Origin of the sequence: Halovalidus salilacus (assembly GCF_031852275.1) — an archaeon.
In the GTDB taxonomy this organism is placed as follows: Archaea; Halobacteriota; Halobacteria; order Halobacteriales; family Natrialbaceae; genus Halovalidus; species Halovalidus salilacus.
Genome location: NZ_CP134700.1, coordinates 3,523,527 through 3,548,587, shown reverse-complemented (window position 1 = coordinate 3,548,587; position 25,061 = coordinate 3,523,527). Strand labels below are relative to the sequence as shown.

Sequence of the window (25,061 nt, the reverse complement as noted above, 5' to 3'; positions counted from 1 at the left end):
TCAGCGACGTCGATTCTCCGTCGGTGGGCTACGAGAACCCGCGGGAGCCAATTAGAGTGATCAGTTCACCATGCTACTATCCATAATCGGGGACCTGTTCGGAGACGGTGGCGACGAGAGCGACTCCGGGAACGACGGTGAGGGGTTGATGGGCGGTGAACTGTCGGGAAGCACGAGCGACGAGGGCCTGATGCCGGGAGCGCCCAGCGGCGACGCGAACGGTGGCGGGATGAGCGGCGACGGGATGGGCGGCGACGACCTCCTCAGCGGCGACGGCGGCGACGACTTCCTCGGCGGCGACGGGATGGGCGGGGACGGAATGGGCGGCGACGAGATGATGGGCGACGCGGGCGCCATGACCGCGGAGGCCGGCGCCTCGAGCGAGCTCCAGTCGCGCATCGAGGACATGGAAAACGACGTCGGGTCGCTGGCCTCGACGGTCAATACCGTCCAGAGCGAGAACGAGAAGATCGGCGAGTCGCTCGAGGACATCGAGGACAACATCCGAAAGCTCCTCGAGGTGTACGAGATGGTCACCCAGGGCGTGAACCCGTTCGTCGAGGGCGACTCGCTGCGGGACACCTTCGGTGGCGGCGAGGGCGCCGCGGCCGGGTCCGGCGACTTCGGGGGTAGCCTGTTCGACAGCCCGGGCGGCGACGAGTCGGCGGACGACGAGGTCGGCGACGATATCGCGAACGCCGAGGCGGAGGACTTCCTCGACGAGAGCATCATCGACGACGAGGGCGACGACTTCGCCGCCGACTTCGAAGACGACCTCGACGGCGAGGTCGCCGACGCCGGCGACGATTCCGACGCCGGCGGCGAGGCGGACGGGGACCTGTCGTTCGACGAACTGAAGTCCGAGTTCGACTCCGGCGAGGCCGACTGGGGCGACGGCGACGACGCGAGCGTCGACGCCGAACCCGAGGGCGCCGACGAGTTCGCGGACGACTTCGAAGGCGACCTGGCGGACGACGCCCCCGCCGGCCTCGAGGCCGAACTCGAGGGCGACGCGGGTGGGAACGAGGACGACCCGTTCGACTCGACCGCCGCGGATCCGCTCGGCGGGGAGCCGACGACCGGCCTCGAGGGCGACCTCGAGTCGGAGGCCATCGAGGGCGAGGCCGACGGGGAAGCGTGGAACAACGGTCGACCGTACCTCTCGGCGATCCCCTCGGAGTACGACACGGAGTTCGTCGTGATGGACTGGCTCGAGGAACTGGTCGAGACGGTCGGGCTGAACGGCGCGGCCCAGACTCTCACGTTCTACGAGTCGATCGACTGGGTGGGTCCGGAGGTGGCGGCGTACCTCCAGACCATGCTGAACGGGTTCGGCGGCGGCCCAGACGTGGAGGATCCGGAGCCGCGGTCGTCGCTCGGGATCGACCACAAGCGCAGCCTCTGGCGGATCAGCCAGCTCGCGACGCCGGAGAAAAAGCGCCTCCCGTACGACGAGTGGCTCGAGACCGAGGGCATCTCGGGCGAACCGCTGCTCGGCGAGTCGCTCGAGGGCGAGGATCCGGCGGCCGAAGACGGCGAGGTGCTGACGTTCGTCGAGGGGAACGAGGCCGAGTCCGCCGACGACGATGGCGACGCGGCGGTCGACTCGGACGAGGTGGTCGACTCGGACGCGGCGGTCGACTCGGACGAGATCCTCGAGGCCGCGCTCGAGGCGGAAATCGACGTCGAACCCGAGTTTGACGTGGACGACGACGGCGAACTGAACCACCCGGCAGACTCCGACGCGGGCGAGTCGGAGGTGGGCGCCGAGTTTGTGGACGAGTCGGAGGATGACGAAACGGAGGGAGACGTATCGGAAGGTGACGAACCGGAGGAGGGCGTGTCGGTAGCGGACGAATCAGTGGTGGACGCCGAGTCCGAATCGGTGCCCGAACGGGAGTCCACGGTCGACGTCATCGAGCCGGAGGTGACCGAGTTCGAGCCCGACGTGGGCGGGGCGCCCGTCGACGTCGACGACGCTCCGGCGGGCGACGAGTTCGAACGGGACCTCGAACTCGTGACCGCTGGCTCGTCCGCGAGCGGACGCGAGTCAGCCGAGGACGGCGAACCGGATCGGTCGGGCTCCCGTCGGATCATCATCGACGAACTCGAGCGCGAGGTGGACGACGAGCCCCGCGCCCAGACGGTCGACGCCGACGGCGGCCGGATGATCTGGGTCGACTCGGAGGTCGTCGCGACGGATCGAGGGCGAGAGGACGACGCGCGCTCGTCGCGCGAGTACTACGAGCGCGAGCCCCGAAACGAGTACCTCGAGTCGGTGCTGTTTTCCGACGAGAACATCGACCTGAAACGGTGGCGCGACGAGTACCTCGAGTCGCTGTTCGTCTCGACCGACGATCACGACCGGGAACGGTGATACGATGAGCCAGTTCAAGAACATCTTCTCGATCGGCCTCGACGAACGGGACCGGCTGAACAAGGAACTCGGCGGCGGCATCCCGACCGGCAGCATCGTCCTGATGGAGGGCGACTACGGCGCGGGTAAGAGCGCGATCTCCCAGCGGATGGCCTACGGCCTCTGCGAGACGGGAAAGTCCGTCACCTTGCTCTCGACGGAACTCGAGGTGAAGGGCTTCATCGATCAGATGGACTCGCTGAACTACAACGTGGAGGAGCACCTCCTGTTCGAGCACATGCTCTTCCTTCACGGCGACCTCGACAGCGGGGGCGTGCTCTCCTCGTCGGCGGAGAAGAAAGAGCGCCGGGACCTGCTGACCCAGCTCATGAACGAGGAGACGATCTGGACCGCGGACGTGATCATCATCGACACGTTCGACTCCATCCTCCGGAACGACCCCAAGTTCGAGGCGCTGGTGCGACAGAACGAGGAGCGCCAGGCGGCCCTCGAGATCATCTCCTTTCTGCGGGACGTGATCTCACAGGGGAAGGTCGTCGTCCTCACGGTCGACCCGTCGACGGTCGGCGAGGAGGCGATCGGGCCGTTCCGGTCGATCGCCGACGTCTTCATCGAACTCGAGATGATCGAGGTCGGCAACGACGTCCGTCGACAGCTGTTCATCAAGCGCTTCGCGGGGATGGGCGAACAGGTCGGCGACCGGATCGGGTTTTCGGTCCGGTCGGGCGTGGGCATCGTGATCGAAAACCGCAGCGTCGCCTAGGACGGTGATGGGCAATGACTGAGATGGGGACGCCGAAGCCGTCGGAGGAGCTTCAGGAACTGGCGGCGCGTCGACCGCACCTCAGAGAGCACCTGAAGAAGTTCAGGCAGATCACCGGCGAGTTTCCGTTGCTGATCGACGAGCCGACCTCGGAGTACGAGACCAATCACCCGAACGTCCTCTACCCCGTGGGCGGTCCGATCTACAGCCACATCTACGGCGACGTCGGGACGAAGATGCAGTATTTCGCGGTCGAGCCCACGCTCTCGGAGGAGGAGCAGGCGGTTTTCGAGACGGTCAAAGACTCCCTGCTCCGTCGGAGTTCGAGCAAGAAGGCGCCCGAGAAGGAAGCCGAGTACACCGACCGCATCGAGGAACTGCTCGAGGAGACGACCCACATCAAGGGCCAGGAGATCGAGAACGTCCTCGATCGGCTGAAGGTGAAGTTCCACCCCGGTATCCAGGAGATTTCCCAGGAGACGTTCGAGAACATCCGCTACCGGCTGAACCGGGACATCGTCGGCCTCGGGCCGCTCGAGCCGGTCATGCGCGACCCGGCGAACGAGGACATCCACGTCATCGGTCCGAACGAGTGTTACGTCGACCACGGCGTCTACGGGATGGTCGAGACGACGGTCGACTTCGGGACCCCGGAGGAGTTCGACCAGTGGCTGTCCAACATGGGCGAGCGCATCGGCAATCCGATGACGGACGCCGAGCCGATCATCGACTCGACGCTGCCCGACGGATCGCGTCTGAACGTCATCTACAGCTCCGACGTCAGCGTGAAGGGGCCGAGCCTCACCATCCGTCAGGGCTCCGAGGTCCCGCTGTCGGTCGCCCAGATTACGAACTGGGGGACGCTCTCGCCCGAACTCGCGGCGTACCTCTGGCTCTGCCTCGAGAACGAGCGGACGGTGTTCGTCGTCGGCGAGACGGCGTCCGGGAAGACGACGACGCTGAACAGCATCATGTCGTTCATCCCCCGGGACTCGAAGATCTACACCGCTGAGGACACCGCCGAGGTGCTCCCGCCCCACGACACGTGGCAGCAGCTGCTGACCAGGGAGAGCGAGAGCGAAGACAGCGTCGACGTCGACATGTTCAAACTGGTCGAGGCCGCGCTGCGTTCCCGCCCCGAGTACATCATCGTGGGTGAGGTTCGTGGTGAGGAGGGTCGCATGGCGTTCCAGGCCGCACAGACCGGTCACCCGGTCATGCTGACGTTCCACGCCAGCGACATCGTCTCGATGATCCAGCGATTCACCGGCGATCCGATCAACGTCCCCGAGACGTTCATGGACAACGCCGACGTGGCGCTGTTCCAGAACCGGGTGAAACAGGGCAACGACGTGCTCCGTCGCGTGACGAGCGTCCAGGAGATCGAGGGGTACTCCGACCAGATGGACGGGGTCGTCACCCGGCAGGTGTTCTACTGGGACCCCGTCGAGGACGAGATCGTCTTCCAGGGGATGAACAACTCCTACGTGCTCGAAGAACAGATCGCGACCCTCCTGGGGTACGCGGACACCCGCGACATCTACGACGACCTGCGGTTCCGCGCGGACATCATCGAGCGGATGATCCAGGAGAACATCCTCGAGTACCACGAGGTGAACGAGACGATCGACGCCTTCCAGCGCGACGGCGTCGAGGGGCTGCCGTTCCACATCACGCGGCCGGACTGATCGTGGCCGGGCCGATCGGGGCCGGTGTCGGACGTCCGGTTCGGCGCCCCACTACGTCGCCCCTCGAGGCAGTTTCGTGCCCGTCTGGCGGCGATCCGTCGTCGGCGCCGAGGCCGACCTCGAGTCTCGTGTTGCCCTAAAGGGCTAAGACGGTTCACTCTATAGAGGTGAACATGCCAGAGGACGTCGTGGCCGATATCACCGGTCGGTTCTTTCTCAGCGGTGACGACGAGGACGGGGGTTCGGGAACGCCGACGACCGGTCGGATCATCATGACGAAGCGTCGACTCGTCCTCGCGACGGGCGACGGGAAGGTGACGATCCCGCTCTCGAGCGTGATCGACGTCAACGTGAGCAGCGCTCCTCAGCACGTCAAGCGCTTCTTCGACGATACGGTGACGATCGGCTACGAAACGGACGGCCGCGTCCGGAGCGCGGTGATCGAGAGCGCGGGAGAGACCGTCGAGACGTTCGTCGCGATCCTCTTTCGGTGCCTGCTGAACGGTCGATCGGTCGCGGTGAAACACCCCGCGCGAGTCGGCGGCCGCGTGCGGGATACGCCCGTCGTCGAGGGGCGGCTCCGGATCAAGGCCCGTCGGATCGAACTCGTGACCGACGGCGAGACGGTCGGCATCGACGTCGAGGCCGTGATGAACATCGATCGGGGGAACAACCTCGGCGGTTCGAGCCGGACGACGCTCGTCGTCAAGCACGTCGACGACGCGGGACTGTCGACGACGACGCTGATCGCCCCGGAGGAGAGCCGGTACGTGAACCTGCTCGCCCGCTACCTCCGGATCGAGTACGATGAAGTCCGCGAGGAGGTGGAGGAGATCGAACTGACGAACCCGGAAAAGCGCGTGCTGGTCAGCGTCCACGCGACGGGCGGCGACATCGACTTCACCAACATGCTCGACGGGGACCCGGCGTACGTGACGAACGTGTTGAACGCCGTCCGGAACAAGGACCTGATCGTCGATACCCCCGACGGGGTGGCGTTGACCCCGCAGGGTCGGATCATCGTGAGCCAGCGGATCGAGGACGTCAACGCCTGAGCCGGCGGTGGAATTATTTCTCGAGGCCGGTCTCACCACACTATTCCAACGCGAACACTCATGGCGGTGGGGATCTCATCATCCTAAATGCTAGATAATGTCTCCCAATGATGGGCGGAACGGCGAGCGGTCCGACGACCGCGCGAACTCGTCCGTCGACGACTCCGAACTCTCGTTAAACGCGATCCTCGAGGTGCTCGCTCACCACCACCGGCGGGAGATCGTTCGGATACTCGCCGGCGATCCGAACGAAACCGCGAGCGTCCGATCGCTCACCGAACGTCTGCTGGAACGGGAACGAGAGCGAACGGGGGTGATTCCCGGTCGACAGGGGATCGAGACGAGCCTGTACCACGTCCACCTTCCGAAGCTGGCGGACGCGGAACTCGTCGAGTACGATCCCCCACGCAAGACGGTGCGCTATCGCCCGAACGAACGGGTTCGGGAGATCCTGAAACACCTCCGTAAGGCGGAGTCGGAGTGATCGACGCGGCGTCCGTTCCGGATCGGACCCGTCGTTCGGTCGTTCGCACCGTGACGTGTGCCGACGCGAGTCGAAGCGCGCGTACCGCCAGGAACGCGAGCGAGTTCCGGTGAAAACGCGACGGCGAACGCGCGCCGATGGGTCAGAAGAGATCGTCGGGGTCGACTCGCGTGTTCTGGGAGTTTTCGACGAGCAGTTCCTCGAGCGCCCGCTCGAGATCCGCCCGCCGGGGGAGCGCGAGCATCTGGCAGGTGAACACCTGGTCGCTGTTGGTCTCGATGCTCGAGTCGAGCAGGAACGCGTGGTCGTCGGTGCGGGCGATCTGGGCCGTGATGGGGCTCATAATCGAGGAGCCGACGTCGGCGACGAACTGGGGCGGGGTGTGCTTGATCTCCGCGTTCAACACGTTCGCCCAGCCGTCGACGAAGCCGCTGGTCATGATGTTCCCCAGTTCCTTCAGCGCGCCCTGTTCGATGTCGCCCCACTGCTCGTCGGTCTCCATCGGGACGAGCGAGTCGACCACGGCGCGACCGGAGGGCTGGTCGAAGAGGATGGCGAGGTAGCCGTCGAGCACGCCCTCGAACTCCATGACGGTGCCGACGTACCGCTTGTGCCCCACTTCGGCGGGGATGTCCTCGATGGGGACGAGGCTCAGCCGGCTGATGTTGACGGCCGTCTCGATGCCCGTCATGGAGGTGATGTTCGCCGCGGCCTTCTCCGCGCCCTCCTTGGTCATGTCGTTGAACACCTCGAGCTTCTCGACGGAGATGCCGTCCTCGGTCTGCGGTTCGAACGCCCGGGCGAGCGTGTCCGACTCGGGGACGAGGAGGATGCGGAAGTCGACGGGTTCGTTCACCGAGTCCTTCGAGGCTTCGACCCGACTGCGGAAGACGAACAGGTGCTTCTCGCTGTCGGTCGCCGACTTCGGGAGGACGTCCGTCCCGGAGCCCTCGATGTACGTCGGCGGGTGGCTCTTGATCTTCGCGCTCAGGTGGTTCGCCCAGCCGTCGACGAAGCCGCTGGTCATGATGTTGCCGACCTCCTTGATCGAACTCTTCTTCATCTCGGGGTCGTCGGCGGGGACGAGGACGTCGGTGATCGCCTTCCGTCCGCTCTCGTCGAACGCGAGGACGGCCTCGCCCTCGATTTCGCCGGAGAGGTCGATGCTGACGCCGGCGAACTCGTTGCCGATGAACTCGTACTGGAGGTCCGTCGAGGACATCAGCGACACGTCCGTCACCTGAACGTGGGTCGAGATGCCCGTGAGCTGGGAGAGGGAGGCGGCCGCGGATCGTGCGCCGTCGTGGGCGAGTTCCTGGTAGGTCTCGAGCGCGTGAATGTCGATTTCCATGCGCGGGTTACCCGGTGATGCTGTTGAGCTCTTCGAGCACGCTCTCCTTCTGGAAGGGCTTCGTGATGTACCCCTCCGCGCCCGCCTTGATCGAGTCTTTCATCTGCTCGGCCTGCTCGACGCTGGTGCACATGACGACCGTCGCGTCCGGGTCCATGTCCGTAATCTCGTCGGTGGCCTCGATGCCGTCTTTGATCGGCATCACGATGTCCATGAAGACGATGTCGGGTTGCTTCTCCTGGTACAGTTCGACCGCTTCCACGCCGTTTTCGGCCTCGCCGACGACGTCGTGTTCCTCCTCGAGGATTTCCCGGAGAAGGTTCCGCATGAACCCCGAATCGTCAGTTATCAGCACGTCCATGGGGAGGGCAATACGCCGGATTCACTTAACGATGTTGACCAAAACGGTGACATCCGTTCGATCGGCCGTCACGCTTAATACTGGCCAACGAGCTCGTTCGCCCGGGCCGTTTACTCGACTTTCTTATAATAATTTCGGCCGATTCGGTAACGGCGGCGTTCGGGCGTCGCCCTCGGCCCGCGTCGTGGTCCGAACGCGGGAGCAGGTCGTTCTCCGGCGATCCCCTCCCGGGAGCACTTAATGGATGCGAACGGACAGGGGCGGCTATTTACGAATTCGTTTCGAGAAGATACTCGTGACTTACAGACAGTCACGGTCGAGGATACGTTTGGGCGTGACGATTACCGTCCGAACGGCGGCCGCCTCGCTGGTCGCCGGGACGGTTCTCGGGGCGGTCCTGATGGCGACCGGGAGGTTCGACTCCCTCGTCGAGGTGTACGGGCTGTCTGGCGTCGACGAGTGGCACCTGCTCTACCTCCACAGCGCGGTCGCGACGGCCGGGTTCGTCGCGGTCGTCTCCCGTCTCGCCCGCAGCCGATTCGCCCCGCTCCCGTTGCGGGACGCGGTCCGATACTCCTTCCCCGGAGCTTGCATCGGCCTCGCCTACGGCACCGTGCTCTGGCTGGTCGTCGTCGCCTACGGGGTGCCCCTCTGGTTCGATATCGTCGGCGGTCAGCGCGTCCCGATGCCCTATCACCACCTTCCCAGCCTCGACGCGCTGGTGGCGTTCGGAACCGTGTTGGGGGCGTCGTACCCGATCGTCCGCCGCCTGACCGACTGGGGGTGAGCGTTCGGGTACGGACAGGGTTCCGCGTGGTCGGCGTCCGTCGGCGCGTCGGACTCCCGTGACGCGGCTTTTATCCGGTTCGAACGCCGACCTCGTGGTACGATGACCGATCGAGACCCACGGGAGGAGTTCTTGGCCGGCGAGCGCCCGGACGACGTCGCCCTCTTTCTCGCGGATTCGTTCGTCGACGACGACCGCCTCGCCGAGTTCGGCGAGCGCGTCGAGGGCGGCGTGCTGATCGTGGTCGACGGCGAGCGGGGCCGAAACGCCTTCCGGGCGGCGACCGGCACCGAGGCGATGCAGTTCGCCGGTTCGGCCATGGACGTCGACGGACTCGTCGAGAGCGACCTCACCGGGGGCACCTGCCCCGACGAACCCGACGGCGGCGACCACGAGGTTCGGTTCGTCTTCGCCTTCTCGGAGGAGCAAAACGAGGACGTCGGCGGCATCTACGCCGAGGGCGACGTCATCCACGCCTACGCCCGGTGCGCCTGCGGGACGGCGTACTCCGATCGGTGGACCGTGACGCGCTGAGCGCTCTGATCGCCACTACTCGCCTCTCGCGTACGCGCGCGATGAAACAACTATATGGCAGTTGCATGGGCCCGCCTTTTGCCGCTGAGGCCGTTACCGTCGTACATGAGTTCCTTCGAAACCCCCGCCGAGACCGAGCGGGGGTTCGGCCTCTCGAGTCGGGAGGCGCGGGTGATCGGCGGGGCGAGCGCGCTGATGGCGCTGAACGTCCTGTTGATGTACGTCTTCGTCGAGACGCCGCTCGCGGCCGTCAACGACTACCTCTTTTCCGTCCCGATCCTCGGCGTGATCGTCTACGGCGCCGCGATCACCGGCGGCGAACTGGTCGCCGAACGGGGCGTGCGAAACGGCGACCTGGGGATCGCGTTCGTCGGCACCGTCGTCTTGCAACTCGCCTTCGGCGTCTTCGGCGCGGGCGTCCTCTCGTTCGCCCCTCGAGGGAGCCACCTCGAGATCCTCGCGATCACGGCGGTCGTCACCGCGCTCCTGACGGCCCTGATCGCGGGGTACGTCTTCGCGCGCTCGAAGTCGTTCGAGAGCTGGGGTCGCTACGCGACGTACTCGTTCCTCGGAGGGCTCGTCGCCGTCCTCATCGGCACGTTCGTCGCGCCGGTTCTGCTCGCGGGGTTCGTCCTGATCTTTCTCGGCTTCCTGTTGCGACTGGGCTACGAGATCTGGCAGGTGCGAGACGAACGGAACGCTTCGGTGGGCGTCCAGACGATCGGCGTCTACGTGGCCGTCGCCGGCGTCTTCGTCCACGTCCTCCAGCTGGCGATCAGGGCGTTCGCTCGAGAGTGATCGTTCGAACGGTCGTGCTCCAGAAGACCCTCGACCCGGTCGAGAGCGCCGGCGCTCGAGACGGGGAGGCGGGGGTTCGCGAAAACGTCGACGTTACGTGGTTCGGCTCGAACCGTTGTTCTGCGAGTGGATGAACTCCTCGGTGGTCCGCGTGCGACGCTCGAAGTCGAACGCGTGCTCGATGAACGGTCGCGCGCGTTCGAACGCCTCGGCCGGAACGACGTCGCCGCTTCGAGCGTCGTAGTCGACGATCCCGTGGTCGGCCAGTCGGGGGAGGTGGTTGTGAACGAGGGCGACGGAGACGCGATCGACGGCCGACTGGTCGACTTCGTCGACGGAGACGCCCCGCTCCCAGGCGGCGATCTGGGGCGCCAGTTCCTCGGCGCTCCCCCGCTGGTTCTTCAGGAAGTGGTACAGGACGTACCGACGGCGCGCGTCCGCGAGCAACGCGTGGATCGCATCCAGTTGTTCCGGCGTCATCGTTTACGGCCGTACAATTCCCGAAGGGGACGACAATACTTGCTCCAAAAGGATTTGGGCCGTCGGTGAGTGACAGTGGCGTCCCCCGATCTCGTTCACCCTCCGCGGGACCGGTGTCGGCGGGGTTTGCCCTCGAGCGCCGCAACTCACGCGGGGTTCGACGCGCCGTCGTCCGGTTCGTCCTCGACGACCGCCCGGAAGGCGTCGAGGATGACCTGCTTCGTCGTCGCGCCGCGGGTGGTCCAGTGGTGGGCGTAGTCGAGCATGTCGTCGTAGATGTCGGGCTTACAGCCCGCGGCCTTCGGGTGGCCGCCGCCGTCGACCAGCCCGGCCACTTCGTGGCACCGGTCGAAGGCGTCCGTGCCGCGGATCGACGCCGACCCGGCGGGCTTGACGATCACCGACGCGTCCGCGCCCGCCTCGCGCATCGCCTCGGCCACCTCGTTCTGCGAGCAGCGGCCGTAGGTGACCCCGACCGTGTAGCCGCCGATCTCCCGGTACTCCGCCCGGGCGACCGCCCGCTCGATCAGCGCCTCCTTCTCCACCCGCCGCTCGGCGATGAACTCCTCGACCCACTCGGGGAGGTCGGCGCCGTACTCGCGGACGACCTCGGCGTACTCCGCCGGATCGGTCCAGTAGGAGTAGTCGGCGAGGTCGTCGCTCCGGGGGTCCTCCCGCAGCCACAGGTCGTGGTCGCGCGTGACGGCGGCCAGTTCTTCGAACCGCTCGTCGAAGTCGTACTCGAGCGACCGGAGCGCGACGTCGGCAGTACACTCCTCCTCGGAGTCGCCGACGACGAGGTCGACGCCGGCCTCGCGGACGGCCTCCGCCACGTCGTCGTCCCACTGGTGGTGGTCGTACCAGGAGACCCGCTCCGCCGTTTCGACGGCCGCCTCGAGTTCTGCCTCGACGTACTCGTACTTGTCGGGACAGAGGTCGCAGACGTAGAGGTCGATCCCGTCCTCGGCGTGCTCGGCCACGCGGGCGAGCGCGTCCTCGAAGTCGTGGGGGCTCGCCGGGATCAGCGCCACGCGGTGGGGGGTCGGGGCCGGAAGCTCGAGCGATTCGTCGTCGTCGAGGCCGACGGTCTCGGTCTCGGCCGCGTCGGGGTCGGTCTCGACCTCGGCGTCCGCCGTCGCCGCTTCCTCCGCCGGATCCGGGACGGTCCTGACGTCGTCGTAGGCCTCGCGGAGCAGCGCCACGCAGGCCAGCCCGTCGGCGTCGGGGTCCGCGACCACGGCGACCTCCGCACCCTCGAGCGCGGCCTTCGTTTCCTGATCCTCGAGGTCGTCCTCGAGGGAATCGGGCAGGAAGAAGCCGGTTCCCGGCAATACTGACTTCCGGGAGATCGGCAGCTCGCCGCTGTCGATGAGTTCGTCGTACATGCTCCGTTCTCCGGGGCGGGACGGGAAGAAAGCGCCGGTCCGCGCCGCTCGGCGGGCGGTTCCGGAGGTCACCCCGACCGGGGATCCCGACGGTCGGCGGGACTCAGGCGGCCTCCGCCTCGCCGGTCTCGAGTTGCCGAACGGAGAGCACGGGGACGGGCGAGATCCTGACGACGCGCTCGGCGACGCTGCCGAGCAGCAGGCGGTTCTCGCCGTGGCGCCCGCGGGTGCCCGTCACCACGAGGTCGGCGTCGACTTCGCGGGCGTGCTCGCAGATCTGCTGGGCGGGTCGCCCCTCGCGGACGGCGGTCGTCAGGTCGCGGTCGGCGCGCGACTCGACCGTCGAGAGCGCCGACTCCGCCTGTGACTCGAGGGCCGCGCGGAGGTCGTTCCGGAGCTGCTCGGGCGAGGCGTCCACCTCGCTGACGTCGATCACCGAGAGGGCGTGGACCTCCGCGTCGAACCGGGCTGCGAGATCGAGCGCGACGTCGACGGCCCGCTCGACGCTGTCGGAGCCGTCGGTCGCGACGACGACCGTATCGAACATGCCCGGAGGTTCGACTCGAGGCGGTTAAACTCTCCCGGATCGATCCGTCCCCGTCCCGGTCGGATCGTCGCTCGTAGCGGACGGATTCGTCGCTCGAACCGGATGGATTCTTCGACCGCACCTGGCGAACTCGTCGTCTCGGCGAGGGGGGAGGACGTCGCGGTTCGAGAGAGGGTCTTTTTTAGCGTTGCACCGCACACTCACGATCATGGCCGAACGCGAGCCGTTCACCGTCGACACCGTGTTAGCCCCGGTCGACGGGAGCGAGGAGTCCGCGACCGCCGTCGAGTACGCCGTCGCCGTCGCCGACCGGTACGACGCCTCCCTCCACGCCCTGTTCGTCCTCGGGCGCGGCGTCGTCCGGGGGATGGACGCCGGGACCGTCGACGAGGACGACGTGGCCCAGTCCACCCGCGAGTTCTTCGAGGACGTCGAACGGCTCGCCAACGACGCCGGCGTCGAGGTCTCGACGTCGACCGCACACGGCTTCTCGAGGGTCAGAAAGACGATCCACCCCGGGAGCGTCGTCCTCGATGCAGCCGACTCCGTCGGCGCCGACTTCATCGTCCTCCCGCGAGAGTCGGTGACCGACGCCGACGCGGAGGTGCTCGAGCAGGCCGCCGAGTACGTGCTCGCGTACGCGAGCCAACCCGTCCTCTCGGTCTGATCGAGGGGGCGCGAGAGAATCGAGCGTCGCCCCGTCGTGACGTTTTCACCGCGTTTCGATCCGCGCGCCGACCGACTCACCCGAGTCGAATCGTCATCTCCTGTTCGAAGCTCTCGTTGCCGGTCGGCTCGAAGCCGACGCGCTCGTAGAGGGCGATCGCCGGGTTGTTCCACCGCTCGACGGTGAGCCACACCCGCTCGATGCCGAGGTCGCCGGCGTGGCCGAGCAGGTGCTCGAGCAGCCGCGTGCCGATCCCCGCCCGCTGGTAATCCTGGAGGACGAAGATGGCCAGTTCCCAGGCGATCTCGCCCGGGTCGTCGACCGCGTCGGGGTCGTCGGCGTCCGGAACGAGCGTCGCGTGGCCGACCACGTCGCCATCGTGGCGGGTGAGCACGTTGACCCCGTGCTCGATGATGGTCTCGAGCCAGCGGCGGATGCGTTCCTCGCCGGTCGGGGGGATCCCCTGCGCTCGATCCGACGGATCGAACTGCACGTACATCTCGACGACGTCGTCGAGCTGTTCGTCGGTGAAGCCGTTCGTCGCCTCGACCTCGATCGCCCGGCCCTCCTTGTCCTCGAACGTCGTCGGCGGGGACGGGAACGGTCCGGACGGTTCGTCGGAATACGTGCGCGTATCGCCCATGTTATCGAACCAGTTTGACGGTCGTCGGCGCGTTCAACAGGACGAACTCCGTGATCGGCCCGAGCCGGATCTTCCCCATCGGGCTCAGCGTGCCGCCGCCGATCACCAGCTGGTCGAACGCCCCCTGTTCGGCGTAGTCGACCAGCGCGCTTCCCGGATCGCCCTCGAGTTCGATTACGTCGGCCTCGACGCCCGCCTCCTCGAGGCACTCGACGGCCTCCTCGTACATCTCGTCCTGTGACCGTTCCGCTTCGGGTTTCTCGACGACGACGACGGTGAGGTCGTCGCCGACGTCTCGGGTCCGTTCGACCGTTCGTCGGAGCGTCTTGACCGACTCCTCGCTGCCTGAAAGACCCAGCAACACGTTCATACTCTCGTGTGGGACCCCACGGAGGAAAATTATTGCGCCCTTCCCGACCGATTTCGCGCTCGCAGTCGCCGGTTCGGTCACCCGCTCGCCGGTGCTGCCGGTCGCCGTGGCGGTCACCTCGAGCGCGTTTCGCTCGCCCCGGCGTTCAGTTCGCCGCGCCGGTGGAGGCGGTCCACTCCCGGGATCGAAATCGGGGTCTCGAAACGTGAAACACGCGTTTTAGCTAGCGGTACGTTTAGTCGGGTGCCTGGAGTTGGACGTCGCATGACGTACACGCGACGACGAGTACTCGCCGCAGGATCGCTCGCCGGCCTCGTGTCCGTCGCCGGCTGTCTCGAGGAGTTCGACGCGGACGCGGGCGCGACGAGCGACGATCCGAACGGAAACGGCGACGGGAACGGAAACGACGACGCCGACGGGAACGAAAGCGACGACTCCGATGGGGACGACCCGACCGACGGTACCGACCGGGGAGAGACGGGCGAACCGGACGACGAGGCGCTGCCGGACGGAATCGACGGTTACTGGGTGTACTCGTACGACGGCGGCGGAACCGACGAGACGGACGCGGCCGTCTTCTCGGACGCTGCGGAGGCGGAGCGAGCGCTCGAGGACGAGGACCTCCCCGACGACGAGCGGTCGGACGTCGAGGCGTTCGTCGACGAGACGGCGTTCGAGACGGACCGGCTCGTGTGGATCCACACGGTCGGGTCGAACGCGTGTTACGACCTCGAACTCGACCCGCTCGAGCTCGACGACGCGGACGAACTCCGGGTGAGCGCGGCCGCGGTCGACGCGTCGTCCGAGGACGAAGCGTGCGCCGAGATGTTGACGCCCCTGAACGTGCTCGTCCGCGTCCGCTTCGAGGACGAGATTCCGAGCGAGGGGTCGATCACGGTCACCGACGGGAACGGTGACGAACACGGGTTCGCGTACGCGAGCGAATCCGAATCGGTCTCCGAGGACGGGTCCGATAGCGAGTAGCGGTGCCGACGGAGCGCGACGAGTGTGGGGGATCGCGACGGATTCCGACGGAAGTCACACGTGCGAGCCGTCGACCCGGAACCCGTCGCAGTCGTTGTGCGTGACGACGCCGTTAAGGCGCTGTGGTGGTAAGGTCCACGGAATGAGTGACGCGGCGCTCGACGTGGTCGAGTTTCTCCTCACGACGAGGGTGTATTCGGACGACCGATCGCTGGACGAGAACGACCTCCCGCCCGAGTACCGCCGGGTCTTCTGGACCGGCGGAGGCGACGACGACGGGAGCGGCGCCACCCGTGGGGGGATCTCCAGGCCCCTGTCCGCGACGAACAGCACCGTCCGCGAGGCGACCGACGTCGACCAACCCTGGCAGGCCGTCTCCGACCTGATGTTCACCGACCGGGACGACTTCTCCGGAACGCTCACGCTCGGCCAGCAGGAGATGGCCGAGAAGTGGTTCGCCGAGCGCGCCGACGACGAGCGGATCTTCGAGAACCCGACGCTCGCCAAGCACTTCGAGGACCACGACGAGTTCGCCGACGCCTTCGACGTCGACTACGAGGAATCGCGGGACGCCAACCGTCCGATCCAGGCCGACCGCGTCTGGATCGACGGCCTCCTCGAGGAGTACTTCGACGACGAGGACGACGAGGAGATGCTGGACCTCGTGGAGGTGCGCGCCCCCGAGGAAGTCGACGTCACGCTCGACGATCTCGTGCTCACGGAGGATCAGGAGGGCGAGATCGACAAGATCGCGAAGGCGATCGAGCACCGCGACTACCTCGCGGACATCGGCCTGCGCGAGATCGGAAAGCTGCTGTTCGTCGGCCCGCCGGGAACGGGGAAGACGTCGACCGCCCAGGCGCTGGCCCACGACATGGACCTGCCGTTCGTCGAGGTCAAACTCTCGATGATCACCTCCCAGTACTTAGGCGAGACGGCGAAGAACGTCGACAAGACGTTCGAGGTCGCGAAACGGCTCTCCCCGTGCATCCTCTTCATCGACGAGTTCGACTTCGTCGCGAAGACCCGCCGCAGCGACGAGCACGCCGCCCTCAAGCGCGCGGTCAACACGCTGCTCAAGAGCATCGACAACATCTCGCTCATCCAGGACGACGTGCTCCTGATCGGCGCCACGAACCACCCCGACCAGCTCGACGCCGCCGCCTGGCGCCGGTTCGACGAGATCATCAACTTCCCCAAGCCCGACTTCGGCATGCGCGCGGACATCCTCCGGGTCGTCACGCGCACGATGGACATCGAGGACTTCGATCCGGAGTTCATCGCCGACGTCACCGAGGGGCTGACCGGCAGCGACCTCCGGATGGTCATGCGCGAGGCCGTCCTCGAGGCGCTGACCGAGGATCGAACGACGCTGACCCAGCAGGACCTGATCGACGCCGTCGAGGAGTTCGAGGAGCGGGACAATCTGAAGAACATGGACATGATCGACGGCGACCACGACGCGCTCGTTGCCGGCGGGAGCGTCGGCGGCGGCAGCGGGGGCGGCAAGGCGAGTTCCGACGGCGGGCACTCGCACGGCCACGACCACGACCACGGTCACGAACACTGATTTCGGCGGCTCTCGTCACCTCGTCCGCGCGTTCCATTCAATCCGCTCGAGGCGGTAGCGCGGCGACCGCCTCCTCGACCTCCTCGCGCGGTAGCGGCGAGATCCAGTCGTCGGCGACGAAGGCGTAGCGCACCGTCCGGGCCGGGCCCACGACGAACGCCGAGCGCCACGGCGTCGAGACGCCGGCCATGTGGTCCCTGTCGACGAGCAGATCGAGCGCCTCGCCCGCGGTCCCGTCGACGTCCGCGACGAACTCGAAGTCTGGTCGCCCGAGTTGCCGGAGGAACTCGTTCTGGCCGTACGGGCCGTCGCGGCTCACGCCGATCACGGCGACGTCGTCGAACTCGTCCCACCCGGCCCGGACGAAGCGCGTCCACCAGTTCTGGGCGATGGCGCTGAACGCGAACCCGGTGCAGACGAGGACGCCGCCCCTCGGCTCGAGCGCCTCGGAGAGCCGTCTCGAGCGGAACGTCTCGCCGTCGCAGAACGCTGCCTCGAAGTCGGGGAGCGTCTCCCCCTCGGTTGGCGGCATGCGCGATACTCGTTCGCACGGGCCAAAAAAGTCGGTACTCCGGCGAACGGCCCCCCGGCTCGGCGGTTCGGGCAGCGAACGGACCTTTTTGTCCCTCGCGCGCGAACCGCCTTCCATGACCGCGATCACGTTCTACCGACTCGAGGGCTGTCCGTACTGCGAGGTCGTCGCCGACCGCCTCGACGACCTCGAGGTCGACTACGAGAGCGTCTGGGTCGAGGGACTCCACTCGAAGCGAAACGAGGTCAAGCGGGTCTCCGGCCAGCGGCAGGTCCCGGTGGTCGTCGACGAGAATCGGGGCGTGACGATGGCCGAGTCGGAGCGCATCCTCGAGTACCTCGATCGGTCGTATCGGTGAGCACCGGCGCTCGAGCGCCTCGCTTTTTCGCTGCTGAGCCGATCGGTGTCATTAGCCTCGGGTGGTTACGATCCCGTCGTTCACGGTGACGTCGTCGGCCTCCGGCGGCACGTCGAACTCGTACTGCTCGTCACCCACGACGACGATCGCCGTCCCGTCAACGACGTCGACCGACGGCTCGCCGACGGGGCCGAAGTCCACGGCGATGACGCTCTCGTCCTCGTACTCCTCGTGGCTGATCGCCATCTCGTCGTCCGTCTCCGCGGTCCCCTTCAGGTCGGACGATCTCCTTGTGCGGTCTCTGACCGATACCCGCGGTAAGCGTGGTGCACGAGAGTGCTCGTATCCCCGAACGACGGCTCGAGGCCACACTCGACGGCCGTTCGAGCGCGTCTCAGGTCGACGTTCGCGATACATCTCCGATCGACGTCGAGAACGCGTTTCCGATCGACGCCGGCGACGCGGAACGGACCGCGGCGGAGGGCGGGGGATCAGTCCTCGAGCGAGTGCGGATCCAGTCCCGGATCCTCGACCGCGGGGGCGCCGATCGCCAGCACGACGCCCCGCTCGTCGCCGACGTTCCGGTGGCCGTGGCCGACCTCCGGCTTCGCGATCCAGAACGTTCCCGGACCGGCCTCGACGTACTCCTCCTCGCCCGACCGGCCCAGTTTCAGGGAGAACTCCCCCTCGAGGACGTAGAAGATCTCCTCCTGCTCGTTGTGGGCGTGGTACCCGATCTCCTCCCCCGGCTCGAAGTACCAGAGCTTCAGCCTGACGTCGTCGATCTCGAGGACCTCGTCGAGGGCTCCGACGGTCAGGTCCGGCGGGATCTCGTCGTTCTCGGAGAGGTCCGTCAGCGGTACGTCGTCGGCGTGAACGACCTCGTACTCCATGGTGGGAGGACACGACGAGGTCCGACTAAAGCGTGCGGGTGAGTGGCACTCGTTGCTGGTGCTCGGGGAGTTCGGGCGCGTGCGGGCGGGGCGGTCGCTCCGGTGTCCCAACGTTTTTATCGAGGTCTTGAGAACCCGAAGGCGTGCAGTTCGGTCCGTTCATCGCCGGAACGACGGCGGTTCCCGACCTCGAGGTGCTCGTCGTCTTCGCGCTCGTCGCGGTGACGCTCGTCCTGTTCGTCACCGAACCGGTTCCGGTCGACGTCACCGCCATCGGGCTGCTCGTGACGCTCGTCGTCCTGGGCGACTGGACCGGCGTGAGTCCGGAGGACGGCGTCTCGGGCTTCGCGAGCCCGGCGACGATCACGGTGCTCGCGATGTTCATGCTCAGCGAGGGCGTCCGCCGGACGGGCGTGATCCAGCTCCTGAGCGACCGCGTCGGGGAGTACACCGCCGGCAGCGAGTCCCGAACGCTCGCGGCGACGCTGGGAATCGCCGGCCCGACGGCGGGTTTCGTCAACAACACCCCGGTCGTCGCGATCATGCTCCCCGTCGTCCGCGACCTGGCCCGGCGGGCGAACACCTCGCCATCGAAGCTGCTCATCCCTCTCTCGTTCGCCTCGATGCTCGGCGGCACGCTCACGCTCGTCGGCACCTCGAGCAACATCCTCGCGAGCGACGTCTACGCCGCCCTCGGAGGGGAGCGCTTCGGCATGTTCGAGTTCACCGGACTCGGCGTCGTGGTGCTCGTCGTCGGCTGCCTCTACCTCCTCACCGTCGGTCGGTACCTCACGCCGGCGCGGATCCCGGCCGACGACGACATCGCCGCGGAGTTCGGCGTCGCCGAGTACCTCACCGACGTGGTCGTCCGCGAGGGGTCGCCGCTCGTCGGCCGGACGATCCGGGAACTCCGCCGGGACGACGACGTCGAGTTCGACGTCTACGAACTCGTGCGGGGGAGGCGTTCGATCACGCGCGCGCTGGGCCGCGAGCGCGTTCGCGCCGGTGACGTCCTCGCCGTCCGGGCCGACCGCGACGCGCTGGCTGACCTCCTCGAGGCCGATTACCTCGACGTGCTCCCGGCGTCGGACCTGGACCCCGAGATGGAGGCGGGCGCTGCGTCCGATCGACCGGTGGTCGGCTCCGAACCCGCTTCCGAGACGGACCCCCTTTCAGCCGGCGCGGCGGCTAACGGGGGCGAGACCGACCTCGAGTCCGTCCCCGCGGACGACCGCTCGTCGCTCGTCGAACTCGTCCTCCTGCGCGGGTCGCCGCTGATCGGGCAAACCATCGAATCCGCCGGCATCCGTCGCCGGTTCGACGTCACGGTCGTCGCGATCCGGCGCGGGGACAGCGTCGTCCGGCGGCGGATGCGCGAAATCCGGTTGCGGCCGGGCGACGCGCTGCTCGTCCAGGCGAGCGACCGGGCGCTCGAGCGGCTGACCGCGGAACACGAGCGGACGCTGGTCGTCAACGAGCGCCGGATCGAGGAGTACGAGCGGTCGAAGATCCCGGTGGCGATCGGCATCGTCGCCGGGGTCGTGGGGCTGGCGGCGCTCGACCTGCTGGCGATCCACGTCGCGGCGCTCGGGGGCGTCGTGGCGATGATCGTGGCGGGCGTGCTCGCCCCGGACGAGGCCTACGGCGCGGTCAGCTGGGACGTCGTCTTCCTGCTGGCGGGCGTGATTCCGCTCGGCGTCGCGATGGACGAGACGGGCGCGGCGGAGTACCTCGCGGGCTCGCTCGTCGTGAGCGCGGAGGTGCTCCCGGTCGTCGCCGTCGTCGGCCTGTTCTACGTCGTCACGGCGATCCTCACGAACGTGGTCTCGAACAACGCGGCCGTCATCCTCCTGATTCCGGTCGCGATGGACGTCGCGACGCGCGTCGGGGCGGATCCGTTCCCGTTCGTGATGGCCGTGACCTTCGCTGCCAGCGCGGCCCTGTTGACGCCCGTCGGGTACCAGACTAACCTGATGGTGTACGGCCCGGGCGGCTACCGCTTCTCCGACTTCGCGCGCGTCGGCGCGCCACTGCAGGCGCTGCTCGCCGTCGTCACGACGCTCTGCATCGTCCACTTCTGGCCGCCCTGACCGGGCGACCGTCGACGACGCTCGACGATCACTCCCACTCGAGGAAAACGGCGGTCCCCTCGTCGGGAACCGTCGCCCCCTCCTGGCCGGCGAAGGCGGCGTGCACGCGGTCGTAGGTCTCCTCGAGCGCCTCGACGATGACGGACGTGTCGCTCAGGACGGGCATGAAGTTGGTGTCGCCTCCCCACCGGGGGACGACGTGCGTGTGGAGGTGGTCGCCGATCGAACCGCCGGCGCCCTCGCCGAGGTTGAGTCCCGCGTTGAAGCCGTCGGGCTCCATGGCCTCCTCGAGCGCGCGGAACGTCCGCCGTTTCAGTCGGGCGTGGTCGAGGAGATCATCGTCCCCGAGGTCCGCGTAGTCGCCGGTGTGGGCCCGGGGGATCACCATCGCGTGGCCGGGATTGTACGGGTAGTTGTTCAGCATGACGAACGCGCGCTCGCTGCGGGCGACGATCAGGTTCTCCCGGTCGTCGTCCCGCTCGGGGAGTTCGCAGAAGACGCACTCGTCGACGTCGGGGTTCTTCTCCTCGCGCCTGATCCACTCGATCCGCCACGGTGCGAACACCTGCTCCATACGCGTCCCCACTCGAGCCGGCCTATAGAACCGCTCGGAATCGCTCGCTCGCCCCGACCGCGTTCATCCCCGGTGCGCGTTCGCGCTGTTCGATGCGACCGATAATTCGAGGCCGACGCCGCCGGGAATCTACTGTACCCGAGGTAATAACGCATTAAATCGTTCACTGAACCGTCTAGAACGATCTCGTCCCCTATTTCATCGAAGTCGCCGCAGTCTTGCGGTTTTCACGACTCAGAATTCGTAATGAAGCGGGCCTTTATGAGCTTTCTGTTGCAAGCACCGATTAATGGCAACGACAGACAACTCATTCAACGGAATGACCGAATTCTGCGAGGAGTGCGAATTCGACACCCTCCACGAGGTGACCGTCCAGATCCGAACCGAGAGCCTGAAGAAGGAGAACGCGCAGTTCTCGCGCGAACCCTACCGCGTGACGGAGTGTCAGCGCTGCGGACACCGTTCCAGCCAGCGGATGAACAACGCCTGAACCGGCGACACGAGGGCGGTACCCCCCGCCTGCCACACCCCCACTTCATAACCGTTTTTGGCCGTCGAGACACCGTCTCGGCGGTCGCTTCCGCGCCCGCGACGAGCGCGTGCGGCGCCTCGAGAACCGAGATCGAACCGCCGAGAGAAATCGAACGAACACGGGCGTCGAGACCTCATCAAACCGATCGAGTCGACAGGACCGGGTGCCGTCCGGTCAGTCGGTCGTGACCTCGCAGCCGTCTTCGGTCACGATGATCGTGTGCTCTTTCTGGCTGACGAGACAGCCGTCGTCCTCCTTGAGCACGGGGTAGCCGTGGAGGATGCCGTCGCGCTTCAGCCGGCGAACCGCCATCTTCGCCCGGTCGGTCTCGAGCCAGCGCGTCGCGAAGGGGAGCGTGCGGAACTCCTCGGTGATCTGGTTCAGGGCCTCGCGGGCCTGTCGGTTGCGGACGTTCCCCTCGCGCTGGAGGGAGAAGATCTCCTCTTTTCCGCCCTCGGAGACCTTCCCGCCGCCGTCGGTCGCGAACGGTTCGATCGCGACCACGTCGCCGACCTCGAGGGTCGTCCCCTGCGAGACGGCCCGGTTGGGGATGTTGGGGCTGGTGTGTTGCTCCCAGTGGCCGAGGCCGTGTCCGGTGAGGTTGACGACGGGGTTGAAGCCGTGGCCGTCGATCACGTCCTCGATCTCGGCGCCGATCTCGCCGGTGTCGATTCCGGGCTCGATGACGTCGATGGCGGCCTCGAGCGCCTCCGCGGGCGCTTCGGCGAGTTCGGGATTCCCCGAGAGGTCGACCGTGATCGCGGTGTCGGCCAGCCAGCCGTCGACGTGGACGCCGATGTCGAGGTTGATCATCTCCTCGCCGAAGGTCGTCTCGTCGTCGATGCCCGGCGTGGCGTGGGCGGCCTCCTCGTCGACGGAGATGTTGACCGGGAACGCCGGCCGCCCGCCGAGTTCGCGGATCCGCTCCTCGGCATACTCGGCCACCTCGAGGTGGCTGACGCCGACCTCGACGCGTTCGGCGGCCTCCTCGCGCACTTGCGCGAGGATCTCACCCGCCTCGCGGTGTTTCTCGTACTGTTCTCCCTCGAGGTCGACCTCGGTTTCGGCCATGCCACGGGGTTGTATCGGTCGGCAAAAAGAGGTTCCGCTCCGACCGATCGGCGGACGAACTCGAGGGCTCGCTCCGCGCCCGGTCGGCCGAGACCCCGACCCGTCGAAGCGGAACGCCGACGGTCCGATTTCTCACTCCGCGGTGGTTCGATCGCGACGGTCGACGGGGTCGCTCGTGCCGTCGACGATCGCGCCGCAGGCCGGACAGGCGGCGAGCCCCTGCACGTTCGACAGCGTCTCCTCGCACTCGACGCACCGTCGGGCGGCGTACTGTGGGGGTTGGAACATGGTTCGAGCTGACGAATACGACGATAATAAAACTACGTGACGACGATCGTCGATACCCGGGCGCGTTCGGGTGCCGCCGTGTCGGTCGCCGCGTCGACGGTCGGGCCCCGACGGCGGAAATCCGGCGAGAGATCGCGAGAATCGCACTGAACCGATCGGTAAAGCCGTGTGAAGGCGGTGAAACCGATGAAACGACCGACACCGATTATGTGGGGCTCGACCGTACCGACGATCGGCGTGAGAGACGCCACGACGCCGAGCGCACGGACCACGCGAACCCGCTCGTACGCACCGTCCGGGACGCCGACTACCTTGGCGGGGTGGACCGATCGTCCCGGACGTCCCGATTTCTCGCACCCGTTCTCGAGGCCGCGGCGGTCTGCATCGCGTCGCTGTTGAACGCCGAGCCGTAGCGACCGTCCGCGTCGACGACGATGACGCCCGCGCTCGAGCCCGTGAGTTCGGCGAACTCCTCTATCGCGAGGTCCGCGGCCGCCCCGGCGTCGAGCCCCCGTTCGACGTGGGAGGCGGTTCGGCGGGCGAGGGTCGTGCGGGCGATGTCCTCTCCGGCGCCGGTCGTACTCACCGCACACGCGGGCGAGCAGTAGAACCCGGACCCCACCTGCGGGACGTCCCCGACGCGGCCCGCGAGAGCCCCCCAGCGGCCGCCGGTGGACGTCGCGGCCGCGAATCGACGACCGTCGAAGGCGACCGCGCCGACGGTGTCGTGGTCTCGGTCCGTTACCCCGTCCGAGTCGCGACCGTCGGGATCCGTGCGCCCGAACCGCTCACGGACCCACTCGAGTTGGTCGGCCGTCGCTGCTGGGTCGGGTGCGTCGATGGCGTCCCACCGCTCTCGAGTGCGCTCGGTCCAGCAGTCGACGTCGGTCTCGACGCCGACCGCCTCGGCGAGGGCGACGGCGCGGTCGCCGGCGACGAGGACGTGGGGCGTCTCCTCGAGCACCGCCCGCGCGACGCTGACGGCCCGTTCGACGCCCGCCATGGAGCAGGCGGCGCCGACCCGCCGGTCGTCGGTCATGATCCCCGCGTCCGTGCGGATCACGCCGTCGCTCTGGACGGCGCTTCCGACCCCGGCGTTGAACCGCGGGTCGGCCTCGAGTCGGTTGATCGCCGTTTCGACGGCGTCGAGGGGTACCTCCTCCCGCGAGCCTGCGTCGGCGGCGTCGACGAGGACCGACCGTCGCCCCTCGGGGTCGTCGGGACGGCTCCCGGCGCCACCGTGTACGAGTACGCGCATGGGCTGGGTGGGGTCGAGACGGTCGTAACTCTCACGGTCGTTCTCGCTCCCCCGACCCTTCTCGTCTCGAGTTCGTTTCGACGGCGCGCCGCCCCCGCCGAAGCACGCCCCCGACGGCCGCGGCGCGGAAATCCCACACACTTACGCCGCCCGCGCGATTACCGACGGCGAGATGACCCCGATCGCGTTCGTCACCGCCTTCTGCACGGCGTTGGCCCTGGCCGACGCCGTGCGCCTGGCTCGATCGGTCGATCGGACGCGCGCCGACGTCGGTTCGACGGCCGTCGTGGTCGGCGTCACGCTCTGGACGTGGTGGTGGGCCTCGCTCGACGCGGCGTGGCTCGGCTCCCTCGCCCACACGGTACTCGCCGTCTGCGGTGCACTCTCGATCGGCGCCGGACTGGCGGTGATGTGGCGCCACTGGGACGAGGTCTCGGTCGACGCGCCGTGACGCGCTCCGTCGCGACGCCACGTGAGACGGCGTGATGGCGTGATCGAGCGCGGTGCGAACGTGCCGTCGAATTCGGCGGTTCGATCCGGAATCGTCGACCGGGCGACTCCTCCGGTCCCCGCACCGTCCCGCAAATGGAGGGTTCTTCGAGAATAATCCGGAAGAAAATG

General features: G+C 67.4%; 29 protein-coding genes. 15 read left to right on the top strand and 14 right to left on the bottom strand.

The window, feature by feature from the left end:
* Nucleotides 1-70 precede the first annotated feature (70 nt).
* The 5 genes from RJT68_RS17450 (at nucleotide 71) to RJT68_RS17430 (ending at nucleotide 6,367) form a co-directional block, all read left to right on the top strand.
* Nucleotides 71-2,377 carry a FlaD/FlaE family flagellar protein gene (locus tag RJT68_RS17450; RefSeq protein ID WP_407037806.1) on the top strand — a complete coding sequence of 769 codons (2,307 nt, stop codon included), beginning with the start codon at nucleotides 71-73 and terminating at the stop codon, nucleotides 2,375-2,377.
* 4 nt (nucleotides 2,378-2,381) lie between these two features.
* Nucleotides 2,382-3,140: an ATPase domain-containing protein gene (locus RJT68_RS17445; protein WP_407037805.1), complete on the top strand. Its 759-nt coding sequence runs from the start codon at nucleotides 2,382-2,384 to the stop codon at nucleotides 3,138-3,140.
* Between the two features lie 14 nt (nucleotides 3,141-3,154).
* On the top strand, nucleotides 3,155-4,828 hold the full coding sequence (locus tag RJT68_RS17440; protein WP_407037804.1) for a type II/IV secretion system ATPase subunit: 1,674 nt from the start codon (nucleotides 3,155-3,157) through the stop codon (nucleotides 4,826-4,828).
* Nucleotides 4,829-5,001: 173 nt separating this feature from the next.
* Nucleotides 5,002-5,883, top strand: coding sequence for a CheF family chemotaxis protein (locus RJT68_RS17435; protein ID WP_407037803.1), 882 nt, complete (start codon nucleotides 5,002-5,004; stop codon nucleotides 5,881-5,883).
* 97 nt (nucleotides 5,884-5,980) lie between these two features.
* A complete protein-coding gene (locus tag RJT68_RS17430; RefSeq protein WP_407037802.1) occupies nucleotides 5,981-6,367 on the top strand; it encodes a DUF7344 domain-containing protein in 387 nt (128 codons plus the stop codon).
* 142 nt (nucleotides 6,368-6,509) lie between these two features.
* Here the strand turns inward: RJT68_RS17430 and RJT68_RS17425 are convergent, their stop codons facing one another.
* Together RJT68_RS17425 and cheY are read right to left on the bottom strand one after the other, a co-directional pair.
* A complete protein-coding gene (locus RJT68_RS17425) occupies nucleotides 6,510-7,718 on the bottom strand; it encodes a chemotaxis protein CheC (protein WP_407037801.1) in 1,209 nt (402 codons plus the stop codon).
* Between the two features lie 7 nt (nucleotides 7,719-7,725).
* Nucleotides 7,726-8,079 carry a chemotaxis protein CheY gene (cheY, locus tag RJT68_RS17420; RefSeq protein ID WP_407037800.1) on the bottom strand — a complete coding sequence of 118 codons (354 nt, stop codon included), beginning with the start codon at nucleotides 8,077-8,079 and terminating at the stop codon, nucleotides 7,726-7,728.
* Between the two features lie 328 nt (nucleotides 8,080-8,407).
* Between cheY and RJT68_RS17415 the strand changes: the two genes are divergently transcribed.
* The 3 genes from RJT68_RS17415 to RJT68_RS17405 all read left to right on the top strand — a co-directional run bounded on the left by RJT68_RS17415 (nucleotide 8,408) and on the right by RJT68_RS17405 (nucleotide 10,198).
* Nucleotides 8,408-8,866, top strand: a complete 459-nt coding sequence (locus tag RJT68_RS17415; RefSeq protein WP_407037799.1) for a hypothetical protein — start codon at nucleotides 8,408-8,410, stop codon at nucleotides 8,864-8,866.
* Between the two features lie 102 nt (nucleotides 8,867-8,968).
* The gene (locus RJT68_RS17410) at nucleotides 8,969-9,400 is read left to right on the top strand and encodes a DUF5807 family protein (protein ID WP_407037798.1); all 432 of its coding nucleotides are present in this window, start codon (nucleotides 8,969-8,971) and stop codon (nucleotides 9,398-9,400) included.
* Nucleotides 9,401-9,505: 105 nt separating this feature from the next.
* Nucleotides 9,506-10,198, top strand: a complete 693-nt coding sequence (locus RJT68_RS17405; RefSeq protein ID WP_407037797.1) for a hypothetical protein — start codon at nucleotides 9,506-9,508, stop codon at nucleotides 10,196-10,198.
* A gap of 93 nt (nucleotides 10,199-10,291) precedes the next feature.
* On the opposite strand, the gene RJT68_RS17400 is transcribed toward RJT68_RS17405, so the two are convergent.
* The 3 genes from RJT68_RS17400 to RJT68_RS17390 all read right to left on the bottom strand — a co-directional run bounded on the left by RJT68_RS17400 (nucleotide 10,292) and on the right by RJT68_RS17390 (nucleotide 12,610).
* Nucleotides 10,292-10,678, bottom strand: a complete 387-nt coding sequence (locus tag RJT68_RS17400; protein ID WP_407037796.1) for a DUF7344 domain-containing protein — start codon at nucleotides 10,676-10,678, stop codon at nucleotides 10,292-10,294.
* 146 nt (nucleotides 10,679-10,824) lie between these two features.
* Nucleotides 10,825-12,063 (bottom strand): DHH family phosphoesterase, encoded by a 1,239-nt coding sequence (locus RJT68_RS17395; RefSeq protein WP_407037795.1) that lies wholly within the window; start codon nucleotides 12,061-12,063, stop codon nucleotides 10,825-10,827.
* Between the two features lie 103 nt (nucleotides 12,064-12,166).
* Nucleotides 12,167-12,610 (bottom strand): universal stress protein, encoded by a 444-nt coding sequence (locus RJT68_RS17390; RefSeq protein ID WP_407037794.1) that lies wholly within the window; start codon nucleotides 12,608-12,610, stop codon nucleotides 12,167-12,169.
* Nucleotides 12,611-12,818: 208 nt separating this feature from the next.
* Between RJT68_RS17390 and RJT68_RS17385 the strand changes: the two genes are divergently transcribed.
* The gene (locus RJT68_RS17385) at nucleotides 12,819-13,277 is read left to right on the top strand and encodes a universal stress protein (RefSeq protein ID WP_407037793.1); all 459 of its coding nucleotides are present in this window, start codon (nucleotides 12,819-12,821) and stop codon (nucleotides 13,275-13,277) included.
* Nucleotides 13,278-13,353: 76 nt separating this feature from the next.
* Here RJT68_RS17385 and RJT68_RS17380 read toward each other — a convergent pair whose 3' ends face one another.
* Both RJT68_RS17380 and RJT68_RS17375 read right to left on the bottom strand, forming a co-directional pair.
* Complete coding sequence (locus RJT68_RS17380; RefSeq protein WP_407037792.1) at nucleotides 13,354-13,920, bottom strand: GNAT family N-acetyltransferase; 567 nt, start codon at nucleotides 13,918-13,920, stop codon at nucleotides 13,354-13,356.
* 1 nt (nucleotide 13,921) lies between these two features.
* Nucleotides 13,922-14,290, bottom strand: a complete 369-nt coding sequence (locus RJT68_RS17375; RefSeq protein ID WP_407037791.1) for a universal stress protein — start codon at nucleotides 14,288-14,290, stop codon at nucleotides 13,922-13,924.
* A 264-nt stretch (nucleotides 14,291-14,554) separates the two neighbouring features.
* Between RJT68_RS17375 and RJT68_RS17370 the strand changes: the two genes are divergently transcribed.
* Both RJT68_RS17370 and RJT68_RS17365 read left to right on the top strand, forming a co-directional pair.
* The gene (locus RJT68_RS17370) at nucleotides 14,555-15,274 is read left to right on the top strand and encodes a hypothetical protein (RefSeq protein WP_407037790.1); all 720 of its coding nucleotides are present in this window, start codon (nucleotides 14,555-14,557) and stop codon (nucleotides 15,272-15,274) included.
* Nucleotides 15,275-15,416: 142 nt separating this feature from the next.
* A complete protein-coding gene (locus RJT68_RS17365; RefSeq protein WP_407037789.1) occupies nucleotides 15,417-16,844 on the top strand; it encodes an ATP-binding protein in 1,428 nt (475 codons plus the stop codon).
* A 37-nt stretch (nucleotides 16,845-16,881) separates the two neighbouring features.
* Here RJT68_RS17365 and RJT68_RS17360 read toward each other — a convergent pair whose 3' ends face one another.
* Nucleotides 16,882-17,376 (bottom strand): redoxin domain-containing protein, encoded by a 495-nt coding sequence (locus tag RJT68_RS17360; protein ID WP_407037788.1) that lies wholly within the window; start codon nucleotides 17,374-17,376, stop codon nucleotides 16,882-16,884.
* 115 nt (nucleotides 17,377-17,491) lie between these two features.
* On the opposite strand from RJT68_RS17360, the gene RJT68_RS17355 reads away from it, so the two are divergent.
* The gene (locus RJT68_RS17355; protein WP_407037787.1) at nucleotides 17,492-17,734 is read left to right on the top strand and encodes a glutathione S-transferase N-terminal domain-containing protein; all 243 of its coding nucleotides are present in this window, start codon (nucleotides 17,492-17,494) and stop codon (nucleotides 17,732-17,734) included.
* A 51-nt stretch (nucleotides 17,735-17,785) separates the two neighbouring features.
* Here the strand turns inward: RJT68_RS17355 and RJT68_RS17350 are convergent, their stop codons facing one another.
* Together RJT68_RS17350 and RJT68_RS17345 are read right to left on the bottom strand one after the other, a co-directional pair.
* A complete protein-coding gene (locus RJT68_RS17350) occupies nucleotides 17,786-17,980 on the bottom strand; it encodes a hypothetical protein (RefSeq protein ID WP_407037786.1) in 195 nt (64 codons plus the stop codon).
* A gap of 245 nt (nucleotides 17,981-18,225) precedes the next feature.
* Nucleotides 18,226-18,627 (bottom strand): cupin domain-containing protein, encoded by a 402-nt coding sequence (locus RJT68_RS17345; protein WP_407037785.1) that lies wholly within the window; start codon nucleotides 18,625-18,627, stop codon nucleotides 18,226-18,228.
* Nucleotides 18,628-18,770: 143 nt separating this feature from the next.
* Here RJT68_RS17345 and RJT68_RS17340 point away from each other — a divergent pair, with 143 nt between their 5' ends.
* Nucleotides 18,771-20,717 (top strand): SLC13 family permease, encoded by a 1,947-nt coding sequence (locus RJT68_RS17340; protein ID WP_407037784.1) that lies wholly within the window; start codon nucleotides 18,771-18,773, stop codon nucleotides 20,715-20,717.
* Between the two features lie 28 nt (nucleotides 20,718-20,745).
* Here the strand turns inward: RJT68_RS17340 and RJT68_RS17335 are convergent, their stop codons facing one another.
* On the bottom strand, nucleotides 20,746-21,291 hold the full coding sequence (locus tag RJT68_RS17335) for an HIT family protein (protein ID WP_407037783.1): 546 nt from the start codon (nucleotides 21,289-21,291) through the stop codon (nucleotides 20,746-20,748).
* A gap of 289 nt (nucleotides 21,292-21,580) precedes the next feature.
* On the opposite strand from RJT68_RS17335, the gene RJT68_RS17330 reads away from it, so the two are divergent.
* On the top strand, nucleotides 21,581-21,781 hold the full coding sequence (locus RJT68_RS17330; protein ID WP_407037782.1) for a DUF7835 family putative zinc beta-ribbon protein: 201 nt from the start codon (nucleotides 21,581-21,583) through the stop codon (nucleotides 21,779-21,781).
* A 216-nt stretch (nucleotides 21,782-21,997) separates the two neighbouring features.
* Here RJT68_RS17330 and map read toward each other — a convergent pair whose 3' ends face one another.
* The 3 genes from map to RJT68_RS17315 all read right to left on the bottom strand — a co-directional run bounded on the left by map (nucleotide 21,998) and on the right by RJT68_RS17315 (nucleotide 24,440).
* Entirely contained in the window at nucleotides 21,998-22,894 is an 897-nt protein-coding gene (map, locus tag RJT68_RS17325) for a type II methionyl aminopeptidase (RefSeq protein WP_407037781.1), read from the bottom strand.
* Between the two features lie 132 nt (nucleotides 22,895-23,026).
* Nucleotides 23,027-23,182 carry a hypothetical protein gene (locus RJT68_RS17320; RefSeq protein WP_407037780.1) on the bottom strand — a complete coding sequence of 52 codons (156 nt, stop codon included), beginning with the start codon at nucleotides 23,180-23,182 and terminating at the stop codon, nucleotides 23,027-23,029.
* A gap of 307 nt (nucleotides 23,183-23,489) precedes the next feature.
* Nucleotides 23,490-24,440: an isoaspartyl peptidase/L-asparaginase gene (locus tag RJT68_RS17315; protein ID WP_407037779.1), complete on the bottom strand. Its 951-nt coding sequence runs from the start codon at nucleotides 24,438-24,440 to the stop codon at nucleotides 23,490-23,492.
* A 172-nt stretch (nucleotides 24,441-24,612) separates the two neighbouring features.
* Here RJT68_RS17315 and RJT68_RS17310 point away from each other — a divergent pair, with 172 nt between their 5' ends.
* On the top strand, nucleotides 24,613-24,891 hold the full coding sequence (locus RJT68_RS17310; protein WP_407037778.1) for a hypothetical protein: 279 nt from the start codon (nucleotides 24,613-24,615) through the stop codon (nucleotides 24,889-24,891).
* The last annotated feature ends 170 nt before the right edge of the window (nucleotides 24,892-25,061 follow it).

Excerpts from the sequence above, each read along its gene's own strand:
- RJT68_RS17450 (WP_407037806.1), top strand. The coding sequence starts at position 71 with ATGCTACTATCCATAATCGGGGACCTGTTCGGAGACGGTGGCGACGAG.
- RJT68_RS17445 (WP_407037805.1), top strand. The coding sequence starts at position 2,382 with ATGAGCCAGTTCAAGAACATCTTCTCGATCGGCCTCGACGAACGGGAC.
- RJT68_RS17440 (WP_407037804.1), top strand. The coding sequence starts at position 3,155 with ATGACTGAGATGGGGACGCCGAAGCCGTCGGAGGAGCTTCAGGAACTG.
- RJT68_RS17435 (WP_407037803.1), top strand. The coding sequence starts at position 5,002 with ATGCCAGAGGACGTCGTGGCCGATATCACCGGTCGGTTCTTTCTCAGC.
- RJT68_RS17430 (WP_407037802.1), top strand. The coding sequence starts at position 5,981 with ATGTCTCCCAATGATGGGCGGAACGGCGAGCGGTCCGACGACCGCGCG.
- RJT68_RS17425 (WP_407037801.1), bottom strand. The coding sequence starts at position 7,718 with ATGGAAATCGACATTCACGCGCTCGAGACCTACCAGGAACTCGCCCAC.
- cheY (WP_407037800.1), bottom strand. The coding sequence starts at position 8,079 with ATGGACGTGCTGATAACTGACGATTCGGGGTTCATGCGGAACCTTCTC.
- RJT68_RS17410 (WP_407037798.1), top strand. The coding sequence starts at position 8,969 with ATGACCGATCGAGACCCACGGGAGGAGTTCTTGGCCGGCGAGCGCCCG.
- RJT68_RS17405 (WP_407037797.1), top strand. The coding sequence starts at position 9,506 with ATGAGTTCCTTCGAAACCCCCGCCGAGACCGAGCGGGGGTTCGGCCTC.
- RJT68_RS17400 (WP_407037796.1), bottom strand. The coding sequence starts at position 10,678 with ATGACGCCGGAACAACTGGATGCGATCCACGCGTTGCTCGCGGACGCG.
- RJT68_RS17395 (WP_407037795.1), bottom strand. The coding sequence starts at position 12,063 with ATGTACGACGAACTCATCGACAGCGGCGAGCTGCCGATCTCCCGGAAG.
- RJT68_RS17390 (WP_407037794.1), bottom strand. The coding sequence starts at position 12,610 with ATGTTCGATACGGTCGTCGTCGCGACCGACGGCTCCGACAGCGTCGAG.
- RJT68_RS17385 (WP_407037793.1), top strand. The coding sequence starts at position 12,819 with ATGGCCGAACGCGAGCCGTTCACCGTCGACACCGTGTTAGCCCCGGTC.
- RJT68_RS17380 (WP_407037792.1), bottom strand. The coding sequence starts at position 13,920 with ATGGGCGATACGCGCACGTATTCCGACGAACCGTCCGGACCGTTCCCG.
- RJT68_RS17375 (WP_407037791.1), bottom strand. The coding sequence starts at position 14,290 with ATGAACGTGTTGCTGGGTCTTTCAGGCAGCGAGGAGTCGGTCAAGACG.
- RJT68_RS17370 (WP_407037790.1), top strand. The coding sequence starts at position 14,555 with ATGACGTACACGCGACGACGAGTACTCGCCGCAGGATCGCTCGCCGGC.
- RJT68_RS17365 (WP_407037789.1), top strand. The coding sequence starts at position 15,417 with ATGAGTGACGCGGCGCTCGACGTGGTCGAGTTTCTCCTCACGACGAGG.
- RJT68_RS17360 (WP_407037788.1), bottom strand. The coding sequence starts at position 17,376 with ATGCCGCCAACCGAGGGGGAGACGCTCCCCGACTTCGAGGCAGCGTTC.
- RJT68_RS17355 (WP_407037787.1), top strand. The coding sequence starts at position 17,492 with ATGACCGCGATCACGTTCTACCGACTCGAGGGCTGTCCGTACTGCGAG.
- RJT68_RS17350 (WP_407037786.1), bottom strand. The coding sequence starts at position 17,980 with ATGGCGATCAGCCACGAGGAGTACGAGGACGAGAGCGTCATCGCCGTG.
- RJT68_RS17345 (WP_407037785.1), bottom strand. The coding sequence starts at position 18,627 with ATGGAGTACGAGGTCGTTCACGCCGACGACGTACCGCTGACGGACCTC.
- RJT68_RS17335 (WP_407037783.1), bottom strand. The coding sequence starts at position 21,291 with ATGGAGCAGGTGTTCGCACCGTGGCGGATCGAGTGGATCAGGCGCGAG.
- RJT68_RS17330 (WP_407037782.1), top strand. The coding sequence starts at position 21,581 with ATGGCAACGACAGACAACTCATTCAACGGAATGACCGAATTCTGCGAG.
- map (WP_407037781.1), bottom strand. The coding sequence starts at position 22,894 with ATGGCCGAAACCGAGGTCGACCTCGAGGGAGAACAGTACGAGAAACAC.
- RJT68_RS17320 (WP_407037780.1), bottom strand. The coding sequence starts at position 23,182 with ATGTTCCAACCCCCACAGTACGCCGCCCGACGGTGCGTCGAGTGCGAG.
- RJT68_RS17315 (WP_407037779.1), bottom strand. The coding sequence starts at position 24,440 with ATGCGCGTACTCGTACACGGTGGCGCCGGGAGCCGTCCCGACGACCCC.
- RJT68_RS17310 (WP_407037778.1), top strand. The coding sequence starts at position 24,613 with ATGACCCCGATCGCGTTCGTCACCGCCTTCTGCACGGCGTTGGCCCTG.